The following is a 19,897-nucleotide window of genomic DNA, read 5'->3' on the forward strand; positions in this document are numbered from 1 at the left end:
CAATCTTATGCACAAGAGTCTCGCTTTAGTTGCCTCTTTAACTTTAATGGGCTGCTCAATCGTTTCTGCGCCCGTTACTGCAGAAGAAGCCCCGAATAACCACAAGCGTATGCTGCCGGTCGACACCGAAGTCGTTACCGAACACAGCGTAGAAATTAAGGGCGAAACTGTCGACTACACAGCCACCGCAGGAACTCAACCCGTGTGGGACGACGAAGGCAATCCGACCGCATCGCTATTCTACACCTATTATGAACGTCAGGACGTTGATAACCGCGAATCTCGTCCGATTGTATACTCCTTTAACGGTGGCCCGGGTTCGGCATCTGTCTGGATGCACATTGCTTACACCGGTCCAAAAGTGCTAAACCTGAGCGATGAAGGTTACCCGGTTCAGCCTTATGGCGTGCAGGACAACCCGCACTCCATTCTCGATGTTGCCGACATTGTTTTCATTAACCCGGTTAACACCGGCTATTCGCGCGTACTGCCGAATGAAGAAGGTGAAATGCCGTCTCGCGAGAAGCAAAAAGACATGTTCTTTGGCGTTAATGCCGACGTGAAATACCTGGCCGAATGGATGAATACTTTTACTTCACGCATGAACCGCTGGCAGTCGCCTAAGTACTTAATTGGTGAAAGCTATGGCACAACCCGTGTATCTGGCCTTGCACTAGAGCTTCAGAATAGCCAGTGGATGTATTTGAACGGTGTTGTTTTAGTTTCACCAACTGATATCGGCATTGACCGTGACGGACCGGTAAAACAAGCGAACCAATTACCTTACTTTGCAGCCGCCGCCTGGTATCACGACGCACTGCCAGAGGCTTTACAGAGTAAAGATTTAGACGAATTATTGCCTGAAGTAGAAAGCTTCACTCTGAACGAGTATTTACCTGCATTAGCCAAAGGCGCCATGCTACCAGATGACGCACGTGAACAAATGGCAGAACAAGTCGCTAAATATTCAGGCCTTTCGAAGCAGGCTGTACTGGATAACAACTTAGCGCCAAGCACCTGGTACTTCTGGAAGGAGTTACTGCGTGACCGTGACCGTACCATTGGCCGTTTAGACTCGCGCTACCTTGGACTTGATGAAAAGCGCGCTGGTGACCGTCCGGACTTTAACGCCGAACTGACTTCATGGTTACACTCGTTCACGCCAGCCATTAACTACTACCTGCGTGAAGAATTAAACTTTGTGACCGACATTAAATACAACATGTTTGGCCCAGTTCACCCGTGGGATCGCACGAACAACAACACCGGTAAGCAACTGCGCCAGGCCATGGCACAAAACCCTTATCTGAACGTGTTAGTACAGTCAGGTTACTTTGACGGTGCAACCAACTATTTCGACGCGAAGTACACAACCTGGCATTTGGATCCAAGTACTCAGATGACTGATCGCATTGACTTTAAAGGTTACCGTAGTGGTCATATGATGTATCTGCGTCGTGCTGACCTGGAGAAGGCGAATGATGATTTACGCGAGTTTATTCGTAAGTCTGATTCAAAAGGCAAACCGGCAGAATATAAATAGAAAGTATAAACTGAAAGAAAAACAACTATTGACAGACTTTCGCGCAAGCGTTAGTTTGTCAGCATTAAATTGAATTAATAGAGCTATACAACTTATGTTTTTACGCACAACAACACAACATTGGTGGTGGCACTTCCCAAACGAGCGGGTGGTGTAGTTGTGCGTGTAACGTAAATAGCTTCACTTTGAGAAACCCGCTCCTTTGAGCGGGTTTTTTGTTGCCGTTTCACTGGAGCAGGTTTGAACAACAACAAAAGAATACGAGGTCTGAGGTGAAAAACCTGACAACTGAACAAAACGGCAATTTAGAAACACTACGAGTGTCGCTGCCCTATCAGGCGGAGCCACTAAAAGTATTTCAGAATACTTGCAGCACACAAGGTGAACATTTACTGCTGGACTCAGCTGATATCGGCACCAAGCAACAAGTAAAGAGCTTGCTACTGATTGATGCGGCGTTACGAATTACCTGTAACGACCAGCAAGTCACTATTATTGCCCTGACCGATAATGGTGCTGTTCTGCTCAGCTGGATTGAAGAGCAGCTCAAAGATAGTGCCGCCATTGAAAGAACGCCTGAACAACTGAGGTTAACTTTCAGTGCAGCAAATACACCGATTGACGAAGACTCCCGCTTACGTCAAATCAGTAACATGGAGCCGCTGCGAGTACTCCAACAAAAGCTCAATAAAGCCAACAAAACAGCAAAACAGCATCCGTTTTCGGTTTTCCTCGGTGGTGCTTTTGCCTATGACTTCGTCGCCAGCTACGAGCAACTACCGCAAGTTGATGAAGGCGAGAACAACTGCCCTGACTATGTCTTTTACCTGGCGGAGACCTTGCTAATTATTGATCACCAACAGCAAACCACTGAGCTGCTTGGCAGTGTATTCAGCGGTAAAGGCCACGACCAACGTTATCAAGCTATGAGCCAGCGTATAGGAGAACTGGCCGCACGTTGTCAGCTACCGGCAATAGAACCTCAGCCTCAACCGGTTGATGTACAAGTAACGGCCACGCCCTCAGCGGAAGAATTTGCACGCATTGTGACCCGGCTAAAAGAAAACATTGTCGCGGGTGACATTTTTCAGGTTGTGCCGTCCCGGCGTTTTAAAATGCCCTGCCCTGACCCGTTAGCCGCTTATCAGCAATTGAAAAAGAACAACCCCTCGCCCTATATGTTTTTTATGAGTCATCCGGACTTTTGTCTGTTCGGTGCTTCGCCTGAATCTGCATTGAAATACCAGCAGGACATCAATCAGGTAGAGCTTTACCCTATTGCAGGTACCCGCCCCCGCGGTAAGAGCGCCGACGGCAGCATTAGCCCTGATCTCGACAGCCGCATGGAACTGGAACTGCGGCTTGACCAAAAAGAACTGGCAGAGCATTTAATGCTGGTTGATTTAGCCCGCAACGATTTAGCCCGTATTAGCGAAACCGGCACCCGGTACGTTGCCGATCTACTTCAGGTTGACCGTTATTCTCATGTGATGCATTTGGTATCACGCGTAGTAGCAAAACTACGAAACGATTGCGATGCCCTTCACGCTTACCGTGCCTGCATGAACATGGGGACTCTGGTTGGTGCGCCGAAGGTAAGCGCTGCAACGCTTATTCGTCAGGTTGAAAAGCAACGCCGCGGCAGCTACGGCGGCGCTGTTGGGTATCTGGCCGGGAATGGCGACATGGATACCTGTATTGTTATTCGCTCCGCTTTCGTTAAAAACAACCAAGCCATAGTGCAAGCAGGTGCTGGCGTAGTACATGACTCAGACCCGACCAGCGAAGTAACCGAAACCGAAAACAAAGCTAAGGCCGTTATTCTGGCAATTCAGCAGGCTCACACTTTACCTGACCAGGAGGCGGTATAATGACTCAGTCAGCTCGTATCGTACTGATAGATAACGTCGACTCGTTCTCGTACAACCTGGTGGATGAGTTGCGTCAGTTAGGCTTTCCGCTGGTCGTTTATCGTAACCAGCTGGCCGCAGCCGATGTGATTGAACAGCTGGAAAGTTACAGTGGCCCTCAATTGGTCTGCCTCTCACCCGGCCCCGGGCACCCAGCAAACGCAGGCAACTTAATGGAAGTGATCCGATACTGCAGTGGTCGCATACCCATGCTGGGTATTTGCCTCGGCTTTCAGGCGCTCATTGAACACGCCGGTGGCCGCGTGGATACCTGTGGTGAGATTGTTCATGGTAAAACCGCAAAAATAGACACCGCGCCACACCCGGTGTTTGTCAGCGCGACAGACAACAACCAATGCGTTGTGGCTCGTTACCACTCGCTTAGCGGTTATGACCTGCCCTCCACAGTGAGCATAATTGCCAGTTTGGATGGCCCTGACGGTAGTATTCCTATGGCTGCTGAATTCTTCGGTAAAGAAGAAAACAACACCAATGCCATTGGTTTTCAGTTTCACCCTGAATCGCTTCTAACGCCAAAGGGAAAACAATTACTTAGCAACAGTATTCAGTATTTACTAACAGGAGCAAAGCCATGAAAGCCCTACAAACTCTGATGTCTGGTGAGTCTCTGACACAAGATCAAACCCGTGAGTTTTTCCAGCGCTTAATTAAAGGCGAGCTCAACGACATTCAGGTATCCGCCGCACTTATCGCCATGAAAATGCGGGGCGAGACCCCAGCCGAGTTAGCCGGTGCCGCTGAAGCCATATTATCCGCAGCGAAGCCATTCTTACGCCCCGACACCACGGTTATTGACAGTTGCGGTACCGGCGGCGATGGCAGTAATACCATCAATATTTCTACGACGGCGGCTTTAGTTGCCGCCAGTATGGGTCTGGCTGTGGCCAAACATGGTAATCGCAGTGTGTCTTCACGTTCAGGCTCAGCTGATGTACTCGAAGCACTCAAACTTCGCGTTAATCTGGATCCGTCGGATGCCTCGACTCAGTTAGCCGATAATGGTTTTTGCTTTCTATTTGCTCCGCATTATCACCCCGGCATTAAGCATGCGATGCCGGTAAGGCAAACGCTGAAAACACGCACCTTATTCAACCTGATTGGTCCTTTAGTTAACCCTGCGCGTCCTGATGCTCAACTGCTCGGTGTTTATAGCGAGGAATGGGTAAGGCCAATGGCTGAAACCCTGCAACGACTGGGGGTTAAACGTGCTATGGTCGTACACGGAAGCGGGCTGGATGAACTGGCTCTGCATGGGCCAACGCGAGTTATTGAACTGCGCAACGGCGAGCTCAATGACTACCATGTAACACCTAATGACTTTGGGGTTCCCAGCGCCCCGCTTGATGAACTGAAAGGCGGTGACGCTGACTTTAACGCTCGTATTCTGGAAGACATTCTTGCCGGAGGCGGCAGCCCCGCTCAGCGCCACTCGGTTGCAATAAACGTTGCCGCTTTGCTGTATTTAAGTGGACAATACAACGATATGAAAGCCGCAACCGCAGCAACAATGGAGCATTTAGACACCGGCCAGCCACTCTTGCATTTACGTCGGGTGCAGGATGCTCAGGAGACCTATCATGTCTGACACCATTCGTTTAGAAAAGAACGTGCTGAAAACGATCGTTGAGCGCAAGGTTGAGCAGAACAAAACTCAGGCCGAGCTCATGCCCCTGAGTGAAATAAAGTCTCAGCTCAGACCCAGTGACCGTAGCTTATATGAAGCATTAAGCGGTGAGCAGGCAGGTTTTATTCTGGAGTGTAAAAAAGCCTCTCCTTCAAAAGGTTTAATTCGTGCTGACTTTGACGCACCACAGTTGGCAAAAAGCTACCAGCCGCATGCCGCAGCTATTTCCGTATTAACCGAGCCTGAGTTTTTTCAGGGGCGACTGGACTATCTGACAGCCGTGCGCCGGCAGGTTACCCAGCCGGTTTTATGCAAAGACTTTTTTATTGATGAAGAGCAAATTTACCGCGCCCGCTACTTTGGTGCGGATGCCATTTTGCTTATGTTATCAGTCCTCGATGATGCGCAATATATCGCCCTGCGCGATATAGCTGAGTCACTTGCGATGGATGTACTCACCGAAGTTGCCAACGAAGAAGAAATGAAACGTGCCGCAAAACTGGATGCGAACATCATTGGCATTAACCACCGCGATTTAACAGACTTGAGCATTGAGCCGAACCGCAGTGCGCAGTTAGCTCCGCTGGCTCCCCAAAATGCCTTACTCATTGCAGAGTCGGGTTTTGCTGAGCACGCCGACATTCGCCGGGTTGCCCCTTTTGTTAACGGCTTTCTTATCGGCAGCGCATTGAGCGCCCAGCCGGACGTTGATTTAGCCTGCCGCAAACTGCTTTATGGACAAAATAAAGTTTGCGGTCTGACTCGCGCTGAAGATGCCATAAACGCACGTTCTCAGGGTGCGGTATTCGGGGGACTGATATTTGTTGAGCGTTCACCTCGTTGTGTGACACTGAAGCAGGCAAAGCAAATAACAACTGAAGCAAACGGACTTGAGTATGTGGGTGTTTTTGCTGATCAACCGTTAGAGAGCCTTATCGACACGGCAAAATACGTCGGGCTCTCTGCTATTCAACTGCACGGCCATGAAGATATCGACTATGTTGTTCAATTACGTCAGCAATTGCGTCAGGCAGGTCTGGAAACAGTCAAAATATGGAAAGCTTTAGCTATTGAAAGCCCGGCACAGTTGCCGGATCTTGCGGTTGATGCCTTTGTTGTGGATAACCGCGGTGGTGGCAGCGGCAAGGCTTTTAACTGGAAGTTGCTGGAACCATTAGGTACAGAGGAGCGTCAACGTTGTCTGTTAGCCGGAGGCATTGGCCCTGAAAGCATCAGCAGTGCAATAGAGTTAGGCTTTGCCGGAGTGGACATTAACTCTCAAGCCGAATGGAAACCTGGCATTAAAAATAGCCAAAAAGTAGCTCAAACATTCACGAAAATCCGCCATTATGGTCGTTTTTCAGAAAAACATCTTTCAAATAAGAATACCCAACAGGAGGCTGTATGAGTCAGTCATTACCCGCTTATTTTGGCGATTTCGGCGGCCAGTTCGTTCCTGAGATCTTACTACCCGCACTAGAGCAGTTGGAACAGGCCTTTATAGAGGCACAACAGGACGATGACTTTCAGGCTGAATTTCGCGGATTGTTGAAAAACTACTTAGGCAGACCGACACCACTGAGTTTGTGCCGTAACCTGCCGCTGAACAGCCCGAATAAAACCAAAATTTACCTTAAACGTGAAGACTTACTTCATGGCGGCGCCCACAAAACCAATCAGGTGCTGGGACAAGCCTTGTTGGCTAAACGCATGGGCAAAACGCGCATTATTGCCGAAACCGGCGCAGGTCAGCACGGCACCGCAACAGCCCTTGCCTGCGCGCTGCTGGACCTGGAATGCATTATCTATATGGGTAAAAAAGACGTTGAGCGCCAGCAACCCAATGTCTTCCGCATGGAATTAATGGGCGCGAAAGTGGTACCTGTAGATACCGGCAGCGGTACGTTAAAAGATGCGGTCAACGAAGCTCTGCGTGACTGGACAGCAAGTTACCCCAACACCCATTACTTATTAGGCACAGCTGCAGGCGCACACCCTTTCCCGACTATAGTGCGTGAATTTCACCGTATGATTGGTGAAGAAGCTAAAGCCCAGATTATTGAGCAGGCGGGTCGCTTACCGGACGAAGTTATTGCCTGTGTCGGCGGCGGCTCCAACGCCATTGGCATGTTCGCCGACTTTATCGACGAGGAAGGTGTTGATTTAGTAGGTGTTGAGCCTGCGGGTAAGGGCGTGGAAACCAAGCAGCACGGCGCTACACTGGCTGCGGGTAAACCCGGAATTTTGCATGGTTGCCTGTCGTTTCTAATGCAGAACGACGAAGGACAAATTGAGGAGTCCTATTCAGTATCAGCCGGTCTGGACTACCCTGGCGTGGGCCCTCAACATGCGCATTTAAAAGCCATTGGTCGGGCGCGATACGAATCAGTAACCGATGAAGAAGCACTGGAAGCCTTTAAACTGCTCTCCCGTCATGAAGGTATTATTCCTGCGCTGGAACCTGCCCATGCGCTGGCTTACGCGCTAAAACGAGCCGCAGAACCGGATGCTCCGGAAATATTATTACTTAACTTATCCGGCCGCGGCGATAAAGACATTGACCACGTACGTCGTATTTTTAGTGCTCAGGAAAATGCTGAAGTTAGCGCGAAAGGAGAACAAAAATGAGCCGGTATGAAAGCTGTTTCGCACAATTAAAAGCTAATAACCAGGGTGCCTTCGTTCCTTTTGTCACGCTTGGAGATCCAACTCCGGGGCAAAGTGTGGAAGTTATCAAGGCTCTTATTGCTGGTGGCGCCGATGCGCTGGAACTCGGTCTGCCATTTTCAGACCCGGTTGCCGATGGCCCCATGATCCAGCGGGCAAATTTACGAGCCCTGGAGTCGGGAACAACCTTTAAGCATATTTTAGAGATTTTAAAAGAAGTTAGAGACTATTCACCACAGATACCCATAGGGTTATTGGTTTACGCCAACTTAATCTACGCGAAAGGTGTTCGCAACTTTTACCAACAAATGAAAGATGCAGGCGTAGATTCAGTGCTTATTGCCGACGTTCCTACAAAAGAAGCTAAACGCTTCGCCGACATAGCCAAAGAAATTGGAATTGAAGCGGTGTTTATTGCGCCGCCAGATGCTAGTGATGCGCTGTTAGTTGATATCGCTAAACAATGTGCCGGCTATGTCTACCTACTGAGTCGATCCGGGGTTACCGGTGCTGATACACAAATGCAGGCCCCCGCTTCGGAACTGATTAACAAACTGAAAGAAGCCGGTGCACCGCCGACTTTACTTGGGTTTGGTATATCGCAGCCTGAACATGTTCAGCGGGCGCTTGCGGCAGGTGCCGACGGCGCTATTAGTGGCTCGGCTGTGGTTGCGCTTATAGAGAAAAACCTCGACAATAACGCGCAGCAAGTAGCGGACTTAAAGGCTTTTGTAAAAGCCATGAAAGCCGCAACCCAATTGTCGTAGAGTTGCCTCCGGAGTAGTTAATGGCCCTGTTGTTAGAATATTTACCCATAATCGCCTTTTTTGTGTTTTACAAACTAGCGGATATTTACGTTGCGACTGGCGTATTAATGGCCGGTACCGTATTACAGCTACTGGGTCTTAAACTCCTCAAGCAACCTATAACCACTCGCCACTGGGTCATCCTGGCGGTTGTTATGGTCTTTGGTGCCGTCACGCTGTTACTGCGCGACGACTGGTTCATTAAAATGAAAGTATCCGTCGTTTACGTGGCCATAGCGCTCATGCTTTTAGGCGGCTTAATATGGAAAAAGCGCAGCCCGATTCAGGCCATGATGGGTAAAGATATAAAGCTGCCAGATACCGCCTGGTTGCGCTTAACCTATGCCTGGATCATATTCTGCCTGGCACTGGCAGCAGTAAACCTCTACATTGCGGAATTCTGGAGCCAGGAGGCATGGGTTAATTTTAAAGTCTTTGGCATACTGGGTATTTCACTCGTATTCACAATTGGTACCGGATTCTATATGTACCATCACGCCATTGATGAGGAGACCTAGGACTAATGTGGTTTGTTATTTTCGCAGAAGACCATGAGAACTCTCTGGAAGGTCGTAAGCAGGCACGCCCTGCTCATCTTGAACGCTTAAAAGCGTTGCAAAATGACGGTCGCCTGCTCGTCGCAGGCCCCTGTCCGGCCATCGCGGAACTAGACCCAGGTGTGCTTGGTTTTACCGGCTCTGTGGTCATCGCTGAATTTGAGACTCTGGAAGAAGCAGAGCTATGGGCTAACGACGACCCCTACTGGCAAGCCGGTGTCTATAAAAAAGCAACGGTTAAGCCATTTAACGCCGTTTTACCGAACTAATCAGGTTAATTAGTGACTATGCAGAGCGTCGAACTTACCGCCAATAATCGCTACCTGCATTGTGTCCGCTTTGAGCCTGAATCGAGCGCTAAGGCCACTGTTGTTATAGCTGCTGCGTTAGGTGTGAAACAACGTTTTTATCAACCCATAGCCCTCTGGTTAAGCAAACAGGGTTACCGCGTCATTACCTTTGACTATTATGGTATTGGCCAGTCCATTGATAAGCCTTTGAAACAAATCAAGTCTGATATTATCGAATGGGCCGAGCTCGATATGACCGCCGTGATTGACTATGCTCAGTCCTGCCAAAGGGGTGAGCCCTTAATTTGGCTAGCACATAGCCTGGGCGGCCAAATTGTCGCCATGGCGCAGAATGCCAACAAGATAGATAAGATGGTGACCATAGCCAGTGGCACCGGTTATTGGTTAAAAGCCAGCAAACAGGTCCGTTGGACATCATGGTTACTCTGGTATTTTGCAGCTCCTATTAGCACACCTATTGCCGGTTACTTTCCCGGTAAACGCTTAAACATGGTTGGCGATATGCCCGCAGCAGCGATGAAACAATGGAGCCGCTGGTGCCGCAGTAAAGACTATTTGTTTGATAACATCAGTACTGATCAAAAAGTCCGTTACGATGAATTTTCTGCACCCATCAGCGCCTTTCATATTACTGACGACGAATTGTTGCAACGCTCCAACATCGAAAACCTGCTGTCGCACTACCCTAACGCAGAGAAGGTATTAAAAGACTTGCAACCGGAAATAACCGAAAGCAAAGGTATCGGGCATTTCAACTTCTTTCGCAGTCAATTCAAAGAGTCTCTCTGGCGTAAAAGCTTGCTAGACGCACTGCAGGTCAATTAAAGTCGTTATAGAATCAGTCTAATTAATAAAGGCGCTTCGCAATGCACTACCAAATCGAACTGGCGTTATCTTTACTGGCAGCTCTGGCGTTAGGCTTGATGATAGGCATTGAACGCGGCTGGAGCGGCAGGGACAGTGATGAGGACACTCGTGTTGCCGGCGTACGAACCTTCAGCCTAATAGGTCTTAGCGGCGGTGTTTTTGCTATTTTAGCTCAACAATGGGGCGTATGGCTTATCGTTACCGGTTTCATTGTTGTTGCCATACTCATTGCATCGTCTTATATAAGTTATAGCAAGCTCTCCGATGACGCAGGTATTACCACCGAATTCTCAATGCTGCTGACTTTTGCACTGGCAATTTGGGCTGCCTCTGGTGATCCTCTACCTGCTCTCAGTTGCGGTGCGGTAGTTGTTGCTCTTCTCGGCCATAAAAAAAGTCTGCACAAATTGCTTAAATGCATTTCACCTAAGGCCTTTTACTCAGGTATCACACTACTATTGATATCTGTGGTGGTTCTGCCTTTGCTGCCAAATGAAGGCTACGGCCCCTGGCAGGCGTTGAACCCCTACTGGCTTTGGTGGATGGTCGTTTTAATTTCGGGTCTGTCTTTTATTGGCTATCTGTTTACCCAACTGCTGGGAGAGAGGCGCGGCACTTTGATTACCGCAATCGCCGGAGGCTTAGCATCATCCACAGCCGTTACCCTAACTATGGCTCGTTTTGCGAAAAAAAACTCTCAGAGCGTAATTTACGCCAGCGGCATGCTGCTCGCCTGTAGCATTATGTTCCCGCGAGTTCTTATTGAGGTCTTTGTGGTTAACCGTGAACTTTTACCATTATTGTGGCCGCCTATTCTTCTCATGTTCGCCGGGTTATTAACTGTCATAACACTCATGTACAGACAACATAAACGTAATCCTCCCTCCGAAACCGGAGAGATTACCATCAATAACCCACTGCAACTGACCACTGCTATCCAGTTTGGTATTTTATTAGCAGTTATTTTGTTATTGGCAGAGGCAATGAAAAACTGGTTTGGTGATGCCGGGATATACGGCCTTTCCATAATATCCGGTCTGATGGATGTTGACGCTATTACCTTGTCACTATCACGCTCAGCTCAGAGCGAACTCTCGCGCCAGGTAGCCGCTACGGGAATTATCTTAGCCTGTGTCAGTAATACTCTGCTTAAAGGCATTATGTTCGCTTCTGTCGCCGGTATTAAATTGCACTATCGTTACGCTGTCTACATGATTTTAAGCGTTATTCCCGGCTTGCTTTACGCCTTTTGGCAGTTTTAATTATCACAAACGCAGGACAACAATTATGAAATCAGCTCCTGACTGGATTGCACATCCGGATACACCTTATTTGCTCATCGATGAAGCTAAATTGAAGAGTAACATTAACTATCTTAAGCAGCGGGTTGAGTCCCTTGGCAGTCATTTACGCCCGCACTTAAAAACCCTGCGTACTCTGGAGGCGGCTGAGTATCTACTCGATAGTAAGAGTGCTCCGGCCACAGTATCAACGTTAGCTGAGGCCGAGGCCTACGCGAAGGCAGGTTATACCGATTTACTTTATGCTGTTGGCATAGCGCCGGCAAAGCTCAAGCGGGTAGCCGCACTAAGACAGCAAGGTATTAACCTGCATATTCTGTTAGACAACATGACGCAGGCACAAGCGGTTATCAATTTTGCTGCTGAGTTTGGGCAAGACTTTTCCGTTTTTATTGAAATAGACAGTGACGATCACCGTGGTGGTATTAAGCCAAGCGATTCGAAATTGTTAACCATTGCAAAAATACTTGGCGTGCATTTCACCGGTTTAATGACCCATGCCGGTGGCTCATACGCCTGCAATACGGAACAAGAGTTAAAAAACTTCGCCAAACAAGAATGCGATGCTGTTCGAATTGCACGAGACAACCTGAAAACCGCCGGTATTCACTGCGCTATAAGCAGCGTTGGTTCAACGCCGACAGCTCATTTTGGCGAAGACTTTAGTGACATTAGTGAAGTCAGAGCCGGCGTTTACACCACCTTTGACTTAGTCATGAAAAACATCGGTGTATGCGACTTCTCGCATATAGCCATGTCCGTCGTCACCACAGTAATCGGCCACAACAAAGAGAAGAATTGGCTGCTGATCGATAGCGGCTGGATGGCATTGTCGCGTGATCGTGGAACAGCGGGTCAGAACCGTGATTTTGGCTATGGACAAGTATGTAAAATAGACGGTTCTGTGCTTGATGGCCTTTGTGTTAATAGTACCTCGCAAGAGCACGGCGTTATAGAGTTAAGCGACGCTTACCAATTAGAAGACTTTCCCGTTGGTCATCAACTACGCATTATGCCCAACCATGCCTGTGCCACTGCCGCCATGCATCCCGTTTACCATGTGCTAATGAGTGACGGTTCGCATAACACCTGGCAACGCATTACTGGATGGTAACTGCTTGTTCTTGAAATCATTACTTGCAATACTTCAATATCCAAGAACAGCGAAAAGGAGTTCACTATGTTAGTAAGAATCACGACGTTAGTTTGCGCACTATTTATAGCAGTAACACTGCAGGCTAAAGAGTTTAGCGAGAACAAACACTACGAGGTTCTAGATAACCCGGCTTCGACAACGCCTGAAATTATTGAGTACTTCTCTTTCTATTGCATGGCCTGTTACCGTTTTGAGCCTATCGCAAAAGAACTTGCCGCTGCCTTTCCCGACGCATTTAAGAAGTCACACACCTCAGGGTTGAGCCCTAAACCGGGCATGGGCAGCAAAATGACTCAAGCTTACTCATTGGCCTTAATGCTGAACAAAGAACAAGTTATTAGCGAAAAGATTTTTAAGCAGCAATTCGGGCAACGTCAGTCGATTGATACACAGGAAAAAATTAAAGACATTTTTGTTCAGGCAGGCGTTTCGGAAAGCGAGTTCAAACGGGGATTCAATAACTTCTCAGTCAAAGCCCGCGCCAAACAAATGGAAAAAGACGTCCGCGATAAAGACATCACCGGTACGCCAACACTAATAGTTAACGGCAAATACAAAATTCTGATGAATGGATTTCGCGACAGCGACGATCTTATCGGTGACTTAAAGCAGGTTATTGAGCAGCTTATGAGTAAGTCCTAATAAAAAATAAATAAGGGGAAAGCTACAAGCTTTCCCCTTCGTTTAAAATCACGATTTCAGCTGATGTGCCAAATTTCTCTGCCATATTCAGAAAACGAGTTAGTGCCGAGTGAGAGGATAGATCTCCCATCCCCCAGCTGGCGTTGCCGTAACCCCAGGGGATAAATACTTTGCAATTAAGTTCAGCGGCTGCCGTCAGAGCATCTTCCGGAGTCAAGTGAACGTAGCGGTACCATTCAGGTGACTCCTCACTGTAATAAGACGCTATCGGCAACAGACACACATCAATATCACCGTAGCGCTTGTTTATTACTTTAAAGTGTTCTGAATAACCGGTATCTCCGGCGAAAAGCAACGTCTTCCCCTTGTTTTCGATTAACCAGGCATTCCAGGAGTCTTTATTGTTATCTTCGTAAATAAAGGGAACCAATGTACGGCTACTAAAGTGGTGAGCAGGCACCGCAGTCACCAGAGAGTCACCTATTTTCTTCGAAGAAAACCAACCGAGTTCAGTTATATTTGCTCCAATGGATGGAAAGTGATCGGCCAGATTCAATGGCACTAAGTATCCGGGCTTGCGCCCTATGGTTTCGATATCGCTCTTATTAAAATGATCGTAATGAATATGGGAGTATAATACCGCATCGGTGGCATCAATCAGCTCTGGATCTGGCTCCACATTCACCTTTCGCTGTTCACCTCCAACAAGTGAAAACAGCCAGTTAACTGGCCAGTCAAAGTCATTGAAGACTGGATCCGTTAAAAACGTCTCTCCGCTTGAGGTTTTAATGACAAAAGCTGCGTGACCCAGCCATTTAACAGAGAAATCCGTTCCCCCGAGGAAAGCCTTCTTATTTCCAGTGTACTGACACAACCCATCGCTACCACACTGAATATCGCTACGAGGCTTATAGCAATCTTGTTTACAGGTTAACGGATAGCTCTTCTTACCCGCGTCCAGGTTTTGAAAGCGCTCGGTTTTCTCATTAGTTGGCTGAGATTCCTCTTCTATTGTTGTTACAGAATTTGCGCTACAACCTGTTAATACCAGTGTTAGCAATGCCAAAGTATTTACTGATACTAAAGTTCTAAACATTGACACCGGCATCCCACCTCTAAAGTTTAACTAAAACAAGAAAGCTAATATCAATACGTTAAGAGGTCACGCGCTAAATTGTTAGTTTTTGTAACACTAAGGCACGAGCTCTGATATTACCTGATAACCTCAGTAGTCACTTTGATAACACCTAAATCAAGATCAGCTATTTTATCAAAAGCGGAGCGTGACAAATCAATCACTCTGCCATCAATAAACGGCCCACGATCATTAATTTTCACCACAACACTTTTGTTGTTAGCAATATTGGTGACTCGAACTTTGGTTCCAAACGGCAAGGTTCGGTGAGCCGCGGTGCTGGAAAAGTGATTATAAGTCTCACCGCTTGCGGTAGTTCTGAATTGATACTTCATGGCGTAGTAAGAAGCCTTTCCGGACTCGCTAGTACCAACTAAGTTTTGAGGGCTTTCAGCGGGAATAGAAGTACACCCGGTAAGCGCCAGCATAAAAATGCCAACGCCAAGGGTTAATTGTTTAAGTGGATACTGGTTTTTTGTTTTCATTTCTCAATTTTACTGAGTTCCGAAAACACTGTCCGTTAAGAAACCCAAAAGACGTGTAAAGAATTATACACTCGCCTTAAAAGCTTCACGCACTGTCGGATACTCAAACTGAAAGCCATGATTGCGCAGTTTATCCGGCACCACAGCTTGCCCTTCAAGTAGCATCGACGACATTTCACCCAAGCCTAACTTAAGGACAAACGCCGGTACTCTCATGAAGTGCGGTTTATTCATAACCGATGCCAGGGTACGACTAAAGGCTTCGTTAGTCACTGGTCCGGGAGCCGTCATATTAACGGGCCCCGACAGATTATCGTGCTCCAACAGATACTCAATGGCTCGAATCATATCGTCCAGCTGGATCCAGGACATCATCTGATTGCCCTCACCCAACGGACCACCTAAACCAAACTTATAAGGCGGCAGCATTTTTGCTAATGCTCCCTCTCCTTTTGCCAAAACGACACCGGTACGCAGCAAAACTACACGAGTTGCATCTTTTGCTGCCAAAGCCCGTCGCTCCCACTCCTGACACAAAGTAACAGCAAAGTCCTTATGCTCAGCGACATGGTCTTCATTAACCGGCTCGGCATCACGCGGGCCATAATAGCCAATAGCCGAGCCACTCAAAAAGGCTTTAGGTGGCTTTTCTGCTTTATTAATCATGGCGGCGAGCTTTTCTGTCACCTGCCAACGACTGTCTTTCAGGGCTTGCTTACGGGAATCAGACCAACGTTTATCCGCAATACCCTCGCCCTGTAAGTTTATAATCACATCAAACTGACCAATATCCGCAATTTCATCGACCGAAGACAGCAAGGTTACTTTATCGCCCAGTTTTTTACTCGCACGCTCCTTGTTGCGAGTGGTGACCGTAAACTGATGTGTGTCCTGGTACTTATGAATAAATGCTGAGCCAATAAGCCCGGTACCACCTGTCATTAGAATGTTCATCGGTCACCTCTTTTATGTTTCATCAGGCCAGCTTACGTATTAGCTGTGCCGTATTTCTCTGAATGAGCCGGTGGCAGGATAAACGGCCTAAAACAGCCACCACTACAGCACCAAATAGCGGTCCTAATAGCCAAAGTTTCCAATGAATAACGGGCGTCATATTAAACACTTGGTTTTGCAATATAAAGAGCGAAACTTCCATTGCTAAGGTCGCTATTAACCCGCTAATTGCCCCCAGCACCAAGAATTCATAAGTAATACTGCGACTCAATAATTTACCCGGCGCTCCGAGCGTGCGCAGAATCACCAGTTCCTTCTGCCGTTCTTCCATACTGGCCTGCACCTGCGCCACCAACACTAAAGCTCCGGCAATAATGACCAGCACTAATACAAAAACAATGGCTAAACTGACCTGTCCAATCACTTCCCGAATTTGATTGATCATAGCGTCCAGATCAATCAACGACGTCTGCGGAAAAGGTTTAAACAATTGGTACAATTCATCTTTTCGATCTTCACCTAGTCTAAAACTGGTGATGTAAGTTGCCGGAAAATCTTCCAGTGTTGAGGTATTAAAGATCATGTAAAAGTTTGGCTGCAGGGTATTCCAGTCGGCTTTACGTAAACTGGTTACCGGCACAGTGAACTCTTCGCCACCTAAATTAAAGCGTAGTTCATCACCCACGTTTATATCCAGTCGCTCGGAGACATTTAACTCGACCGAAACCTGGGATTCTGCACTTTCACCCCACCATTCGCCAGCGGTAAGTTCGTTGTTAGGTGGTAAGATGTCTCGCCAGGTCAGTGAAAGCTCTCTTCCTATACCTTCTCGGCCTTCGGCTTCATCGTCATCACGATCTTCCTTGGTGACTTCGTCTAGCAGCTTCTCGCCATTAATATGGGTTAAGCGCCCCGGTACAATCGGGTACAGATCAGTCGACGGAATATTCTCCCGCTCAAACATCGTCTGCATGTCATCAACTTTGTCTTCGGCTATATTGATGGCGAAATAGTTTGGCGCATCCGCTGGTAACTGACTTTTCCAGTCTTCCAGTAAGTCGTTACGCAAAACAATAACGAGCAACAACAGCATAATGGCGGTTGAAAAACTCAGCATTTGAACACTGTTGGCGGCCGCTCTTCTTTGTAAGCCCGCCATAGCCAGGCGCCAGCTACTGCCGGCCTGCATACCCGCCTTACGACTGGCAGAAATAAACAGCCGGCCTAATCCAAGCAGCAGCACAGCGGCGACTGCACCGCCTGCAAATAAGGCGGTCGACAACCACCATTGCTGGCTGTAAATAACCAACAGAGCATAAATGGTTCCGCCACTTAGTACCCATTGTAGCCAGCGTACTGCATTACCCGCCGTTAACTGGCGGTGCAGCACGCGTAGCGGCGGAATAGAAACCAGCCGAAATAACGGATACAAAGTAAACATCACGGCACTGATAACACCGGTGGCTCCGGCTAAAACATAAGGCTGCCAACCCGCCTGAGGCAAGGTCGCCCCCAGTTTCTGAGCGACCCACTCAATAACCAGATACTGAAGAGCCCAGCCAAGTGCCATACCTATGGCCACACTCACAGCGGTTAATAGCAACAGGTGCAGCATAAAAATACGACGAATTTTCTTACGACTGGCACCTAAGGTCTTGAATATGGCAACCACATCGTAATTTCGCTGACAGTAACGCTGTGCCGCAACCGCAACAGCCGTTGCGGCCAAGACCACACCTAGCAGGCTCGCCAACATCATGAAGCGCTCAGCACGGTTCAAAGAGCGGGACAACGGACTATTCCCGTCTTCGATGCTACGCCAGCTGTGCGTATCGTCATTCAAACGTGGTAAGAGCCAGTCTTCATACGCGTCTATGGCGTCACTTTCACCGGCCATCAGCACATTAAAACGAACCCGGCTGCCGGGCTGAATCAGACCCGTCTCTTCCAGCTGGGAATGACGAATAAGCACATTAGGACTGTCGGTAAAAACTGAAAAGCCAACGTCGGGTTCGTAAGTAACAACTTTGGTCACTTTGAAGCTACTGTTACCCACTTCAATATCGTCACCAATATCTAACTGCAACGCCTGAAACAATTGTGATGCAACCCAAGCTTCTCCTTCGGCAGGCAAGCCATCGGCAACATAACCCTGCCCAAAAGGCTGATCCGCTATTTCCAGTTCACCACGCAGCGGATAACCGTCACTCACTGCTTTAACATCCACCAGGGTCATGTTGTCGCCAGCAAAAGCCATGGAATTGAAAACCACTTTCCAGGCTGTTTTCAAGTTCATTTGCCCGGCTTGCTCAAGCCATTCCTGAGGTATATCCCGTCTGGAACTTAATACTCTGTCAGCCGCCAAAAATTCACTGCTGCGCTCAGTCAATCCGGCCTGCAGCCGATCACTGAAAATAGATAACGAAAGCACGGCGGTCACCGACAAGATAATAGCCAGTGCCATAATGGTCAGTTCACCGCGCCTCAGCTCCTGCTTTAACAGACGAAATGAAATCTTATGCCACATCCTGAGCTGCCTCCGATAGCTGGCCCGCATCCATTTGCAACACGCGCTGGCAACGCTCTGCCAGCCGTTGATCATGGGTTACTACGACAAGCGTCGTGCCATAGTCCTTGTTTAAGTCGAAGAGCAACTCTTCAACCTTACCGCCGGTTTTCGCATCAAGGTTACCGGTAGGTTCATCAGCAAACAGAATTTTGGGTTGTCCAACAAAGGCTCTGGCTATAGCGACCCGTTGTTGTTCGCCGCCAGACAACTGGTTCGGGTAATGGTGCCAGCGATCTTCCAGCCCCACTTTCGCCAACAGTTCCCGGGCTTCTTTTTCTGCACCTTTATGACCGGCCAGTTCAGCCGGTAACATGACGTTTTCTAAGGCACTTAAGCTAGGTACCAGCAGGAACGACTGAAAAATGAAGCCGACTTTGTCAGCACGAACTTTTGCCCGCTGCTCCTCATCCAATTCGCTTAATTTTTCGTTCTCTATAAGAACCTCTCCGGAGGATGCGAGGTCTAAACCCGCCAGTAGTGACAATAACGTCGACTTACCTGAGCCGGAAGCGCCGACAATGGCTACGGTGTCACCGGCATTGATACTGACGTTAATTGGCTGCAGAATCTGTAATGGACCCTCAGAGGTGTCTACGGTTTTTTCCAGTTGTTGAGCTTGAATGAGCATAAAATGAAAAACTTCCTTTTGAAAACGTGTTTATTTTTAGCGCTGTTGTTGGTTATACGCAGCGTTTCCGCAAATGTCTCACTTGTCGTTTTAGGTGACAGCTTAAGCGCCGGTTATGGGCTTTCTCAGGAACAAACCTGGGTTGCCGAGTTAGATCGCCGCTGGGAGAGCTCTCATCCCGATATTAACATCATTAACGCCAGCATTAGTGGCGAGACCACTCGTGGTGGTTTGCGCCGCTTAGAAGGCGTTTTAGAGCGTCATAAACCCGATGCGTTATTTATTGAGCTGGGTGGTAATGACGGACTTCGTGGGTTCGACCTAAACACAGTTCGTTCAAATTTGAAACAAATCATCGACCAGGCGCAGCAACAAGGCGTTAAAGTCGGTTTGAGTCAGGTTATGGTGCCACCAAACTATGGCCAGCGTTTTGCTGAACAGTTCCAGAAAATGTTTGAGGAAGTTGCAGAAGAAAAAAATGTGACACTCATACCTTTCTTTATGGAAGAAATAGCAACAAATGCCGATTACGTGCAGGATGATGGCATTCACCCCACCGCGGAAGCCCAGCCAAAGATAGCTGATTTTCTGGAACCTTATTTACTGAAGTTGGCGCAGTAGCGAAAGCCAGAAACAAAAAAACCGCCTGCGGGCGGTTGATTTAAGTGGCGTCCCCTAGGGGATTTGAACCCCTGTTACCGCCGTGAAAGGGCGGTGTCCT

General features: G+C 48.1%; 19 protein-coding genes and 1 other annotated feature. Of the genes, 14 read left to right on the forward strand and 5 right to left on the reverse strand.

What is annotated here, in order from left to right; translation table 11 throughout:
* Nucleotides 1-7: 7 nt before the first annotated feature.
* The 13 genes from B2U97_RS14015 to B2U97_RS14075 all read left to right on the forward strand — a co-directional run bounded on the left by B2U97_RS14015 (nucleotide 8) and on the right by B2U97_RS14075 (nucleotide 13,405).
* The gene (locus tag B2U97_RS14015) at nucleotides 8-1,543 is read left to right on the forward strand and encodes a S10 family peptidase (protein WP_011234986.1); all 1,536 of its coding nucleotides are present in this window, start codon (nucleotides 8-10) and stop codon (nucleotides 1,541-1,543) included.
* Nucleotides 1,544-1,658: 115 nt separating this feature from the next.
* Nucleotides 1,659-1,763 (forward strand) — a sequence feature (Trp leader region).
* A 52-nt stretch (nucleotides 1,764-1,815) separates the two neighbouring features.
* Complete coding sequence (locus B2U97_RS14020; RefSeq protein WP_286822910.1) at nucleotides 1,816-3,414, forward strand: anthranilate synthase component 1; 1,599 nt, start codon at nucleotides 1,816-1,818, stop codon at nucleotides 3,412-3,414.
* Nucleotides 3,414-4,049, forward strand: a complete 636-nt coding sequence (locus B2U97_RS14025) for an anthranilate synthase component II (protein WP_110013856.1) — start codon at nucleotides 3,414-3,416, stop codon at nucleotides 4,047-4,049. Before B2U97_RS14020 ends, B2U97_RS14025 begins: the two co-directional genes overlap by 1 nt.
* Nucleotides 4,046-5,059: an anthranilate phosphoribosyltransferase gene (gene trpD / locus B2U97_RS14030; protein ID WP_286822911.1), complete on the forward strand. Its 1,014-nt coding sequence runs from the start codon at nucleotides 4,046-4,048 to the stop codon at nucleotides 5,057-5,059. The genes B2U97_RS14025 and trpD overlap by 4 nt, the downstream gene beginning before the upstream one ends.
* The gene (gene trpCF / locus B2U97_RS14035; RefSeq protein WP_286822912.1) at nucleotides 5,052-6,506 is read left to right on the forward strand and encodes a bifunctional indole-3-glycerol-phosphate synthase TrpC/phosphoribosylanthranilate isomerase TrpF; all 1,455 of its coding nucleotides are present in this window, start codon (nucleotides 5,052-5,054) and stop codon (nucleotides 6,504-6,506) included. The genes trpD and trpCF overlap by 8 nt, the downstream gene beginning before the upstream one ends.
* Entirely contained in the window at nucleotides 6,503-7,726 is a 1,224-nt protein-coding gene (trpB, locus tag B2U97_RS14040; RefSeq protein WP_011234991.1) for a tryptophan synthase subunit beta, read from the forward strand. The genes trpCF and trpB overlap by 4 nt, the downstream gene beginning before the upstream one ends.
* A complete protein-coding gene (gene trpA / locus B2U97_RS14045; RefSeq protein WP_286822913.1) occupies nucleotides 7,723-8,532 on the forward strand; it encodes a tryptophan synthase subunit alpha in 810 nt (269 codons plus the stop codon). Before trpB ends, trpA begins: the two co-directional genes overlap by 4 nt.
* 20 nt (nucleotides 8,533-8,552) lie before the next feature.
* Nucleotides 8,553-9,089, forward strand: coding sequence for an inner membrane-spanning protein YciB (locus tag B2U97_RS14050; RefSeq protein WP_286822914.1), 537 nt, complete (start codon nucleotides 8,553-8,555; stop codon nucleotides 9,087-9,089).
* A gap of 5 nt (nucleotides 9,090-9,094) precedes the next feature.
* The gene (locus tag B2U97_RS14055) at nucleotides 9,095-9,397 is read left to right on the forward strand and encodes a YciI family protein (RefSeq protein WP_110013861.1); all 303 of its coding nucleotides are present in this window, start codon (nucleotides 9,095-9,097) and stop codon (nucleotides 9,395-9,397) included.
* A gap of 18 nt (nucleotides 9,398-9,415) precedes the next feature.
* Nucleotides 9,416-10,264 (forward strand): alpha/beta fold hydrolase, encoded by an 849-nt coding sequence (locus tag B2U97_RS14060; RefSeq protein WP_272988635.1) that lies wholly within the window; start codon nucleotides 9,416-9,418, stop codon nucleotides 10,262-10,264.
* Nucleotides 10,265-10,305: 41 nt separating this feature from the next.
* Nucleotides 10,306-11,568 (forward strand): MgtC/SapB family protein, encoded by a 1,263-nt coding sequence (locus tag B2U97_RS14065; RefSeq protein ID WP_272988637.1) that lies wholly within the window; start codon nucleotides 10,306-10,308, stop codon nucleotides 11,566-11,568.
* A gap of 25 nt (nucleotides 11,569-11,593) precedes the next feature.
* Nucleotides 11,594-12,721 carry a DSD1 family PLP-dependent enzyme gene (locus tag B2U97_RS14070; RefSeq protein WP_286830592.1) on the forward strand — a complete coding sequence of 376 codons (1,128 nt, stop codon included), beginning with the start codon at nucleotides 11,594-11,596 and terminating at the stop codon, nucleotides 12,719-12,721.
* A gap of 66 nt (nucleotides 12,722-12,787) precedes the next feature.
* Nucleotides 12,788-13,405 carry a thiol:disulfide interchange protein DsbA/DsbL gene (locus B2U97_RS14075; RefSeq protein WP_272988641.1) on the forward strand — a complete coding sequence of 206 codons (618 nt, stop codon included), beginning with the start codon at nucleotides 12,788-12,790 and terminating at the stop codon, nucleotides 13,403-13,405.
* Between the two features lie 22 nt (nucleotides 13,406-13,427).
* Here B2U97_RS14075 and B2U97_RS14080 read toward each other — a convergent pair whose 3' ends face one another.
* From B2U97_RS14080 to B2U97_RS14100, 5 genes are all read right to left on the reverse strand, one after another.
* On the reverse strand, nucleotides 13,428-14,501 hold the full coding sequence (locus B2U97_RS14080) for an MBL fold metallo-hydrolase (RefSeq protein ID WP_034821909.1): 1,074 nt from the start codon (nucleotides 14,499-14,501) through the stop codon (nucleotides 13,428-13,430).
* A 116-nt stretch (nucleotides 14,502-14,617) separates the two neighbouring features.
* Nucleotides 14,618-15,025, reverse strand: coding sequence for a septal ring lytic transglycosylase RlpA family protein (locus B2U97_RS14085; RefSeq protein WP_034821812.1), 408 nt, complete (start codon nucleotides 15,023-15,025; stop codon nucleotides 14,618-14,620).
* Nucleotides 15,026-15,088: 63 nt separating this feature from the next.
* Nucleotides 15,089-15,979 (reverse strand): TIGR01777 family oxidoreductase, encoded by an 891-nt coding sequence (locus tag B2U97_RS14090; protein ID WP_034821815.1) that lies wholly within the window; start codon nucleotides 15,977-15,979, stop codon nucleotides 15,089-15,091.
* A gap of 22 nt (nucleotides 15,980-16,001) precedes the next feature.
* Nucleotides 16,002-18,506 (reverse strand): ABC transporter permease, encoded by a 2,505-nt coding sequence (locus tag B2U97_RS14095; RefSeq protein ID WP_286830594.1) that lies wholly within the window; start codon nucleotides 18,504-18,506, stop codon nucleotides 16,002-16,004.
* On the reverse strand, nucleotides 18,496-19,176 hold the full coding sequence (locus B2U97_RS14100; RefSeq protein ID WP_034821820.1) for an ABC transporter ATP-binding protein: 681 nt from the start codon (nucleotides 19,174-19,176) through the stop codon (nucleotides 18,496-18,498). Before B2U97_RS14100 ends, B2U97_RS14095 begins: the two co-directional genes overlap by 11 nt.
* Before the next feature lie 3 nt (nucleotides 19,177-19,179).
* On the opposite strand from B2U97_RS14100, the gene B2U97_RS14105 reads away from it, so the two are divergent.
* Nucleotides 19,180-19,797, forward strand: coding sequence for an arylesterase (locus tag B2U97_RS14105; protein WP_011235004.1), 618 nt, complete (start codon nucleotides 19,180-19,182; stop codon nucleotides 19,795-19,797).
* Nucleotides 19,798-19,897: the final 100 nt, after the last annotated feature.

This window comes from Idiomarina sp. UBA3176, from assembly GCF_002364295.1.
In the GTDB taxonomy this organism is placed as follows: domain Bacteria; phylum Pseudomonadota; class Gammaproteobacteria; order Enterobacterales; family Alteromonadaceae; genus Idiomarina; species Idiomarina loihiensis.

Bases quoted from the DNA above. Each gene is read 5' to 3' on its own strand.
- trpD (WP_286822911.1), top strand. From the start codon at position 4,046: ATGAAAGCCCTACAAACTCTGATGTCTGGTGAGTCTCTGACACAAGAT.
- B2U97_RS14080 (WP_034821909.1), bottom strand. From the start codon at position 14,501: ATGTTTAGAACTTTAGTATCAGTAAATACTTTGGCATTGCTAACACTG.
- B2U97_RS14105 (WP_011235004.1), top strand. From the start codon at position 19,180: ATGAAAAACTTCCTTTTGAAAACGTGTTTATTTTTAGCGCTGTTGTTG.
- B2U97_RS14075 (WP_272988641.1), top strand. From the start codon at position 12,788: ATGTTAGTAAGAATCACGACGTTAGTTTGCGCACTATTTATAGCAGTA.
- B2U97_RS14070 (WP_286830592.1), top strand. From the start codon at position 11,594: ATGAAATCAGCTCCTGACTGGATTGCACATCCGGATACACCTTATTTG.
- B2U97_RS14085 (WP_034821812.1), bottom strand. From the start codon at position 15,025: ATGAAAACAAAAAACCAGTATCCACTTAAACAATTAACCCTTGGCGTT.
- B2U97_RS14060 (WP_272988635.1), top strand. From the start codon at position 9,416: ATGCAGAGCGTCGAACTTACCGCCAATAATCGCTACCTGCATTGTGTC.
- B2U97_RS14100 (WP_034821820.1), bottom strand. From the start codon at position 19,176: ATGCTCATTCAAGCTCAACAACTGGAAAAAACCGTAGACACCTCTGAG.
- B2U97_RS14095 (WP_286830594.1), bottom strand. From the start codon at position 18,506: ATGTGGCATAAGATTTCATTTCGTCTGTTAAAGCAGGAGCTGAGGCGC.
- trpB (WP_011234991.1), top strand. From the start codon at position 6,503: ATGAGTCAGTCATTACCCGCTTATTTTGGCGATTTCGGCGGCCAGTTC.
- B2U97_RS14015 (WP_011234986.1), top strand. From the start codon at position 8: ATGCACAAGAGTCTCGCTTTAGTTGCCTCTTTAACTTTAATGGGCTGC.
- trpA (WP_286822913.1), top strand. From the start codon at position 7,723: ATGAGCCGGTATGAAAGCTGTTTCGCACAATTAAAAGCTAATAACCAG.
- trpCF (WP_286822912.1), top strand. From the start codon at position 5,052: ATGTCTGACACCATTCGTTTAGAAAAGAACGTGCTGAAAACGATCGTT.
- B2U97_RS14050 (WP_286822914.1), top strand. From the start codon at position 8,553: ATGGCCCTGTTGTTAGAATATTTACCCATAATCGCCTTTTTTGTGTTT.
- B2U97_RS14025 (WP_110013856.1), top strand. From the start codon at position 3,414: ATGACTCAGTCAGCTCGTATCGTACTGATAGATAACGTCGACTCGTTC.
- B2U97_RS14065 (WP_272988637.1), top strand. From the start codon at position 10,306: ATGCACTACCAAATCGAACTGGCGTTATCTTTACTGGCAGCTCTGGCG.
- B2U97_RS14055 (WP_110013861.1), top strand. From the start codon at position 9,095: ATGTGGTTTGTTATTTTCGCAGAAGACCATGAGAACTCTCTGGAAGGT.
- B2U97_RS14090 (WP_034821815.1), bottom strand. From the start codon at position 15,979: ATGAACATTCTAATGACAGGTGGTACCGGGCTTATTGGCTCAGCATTT.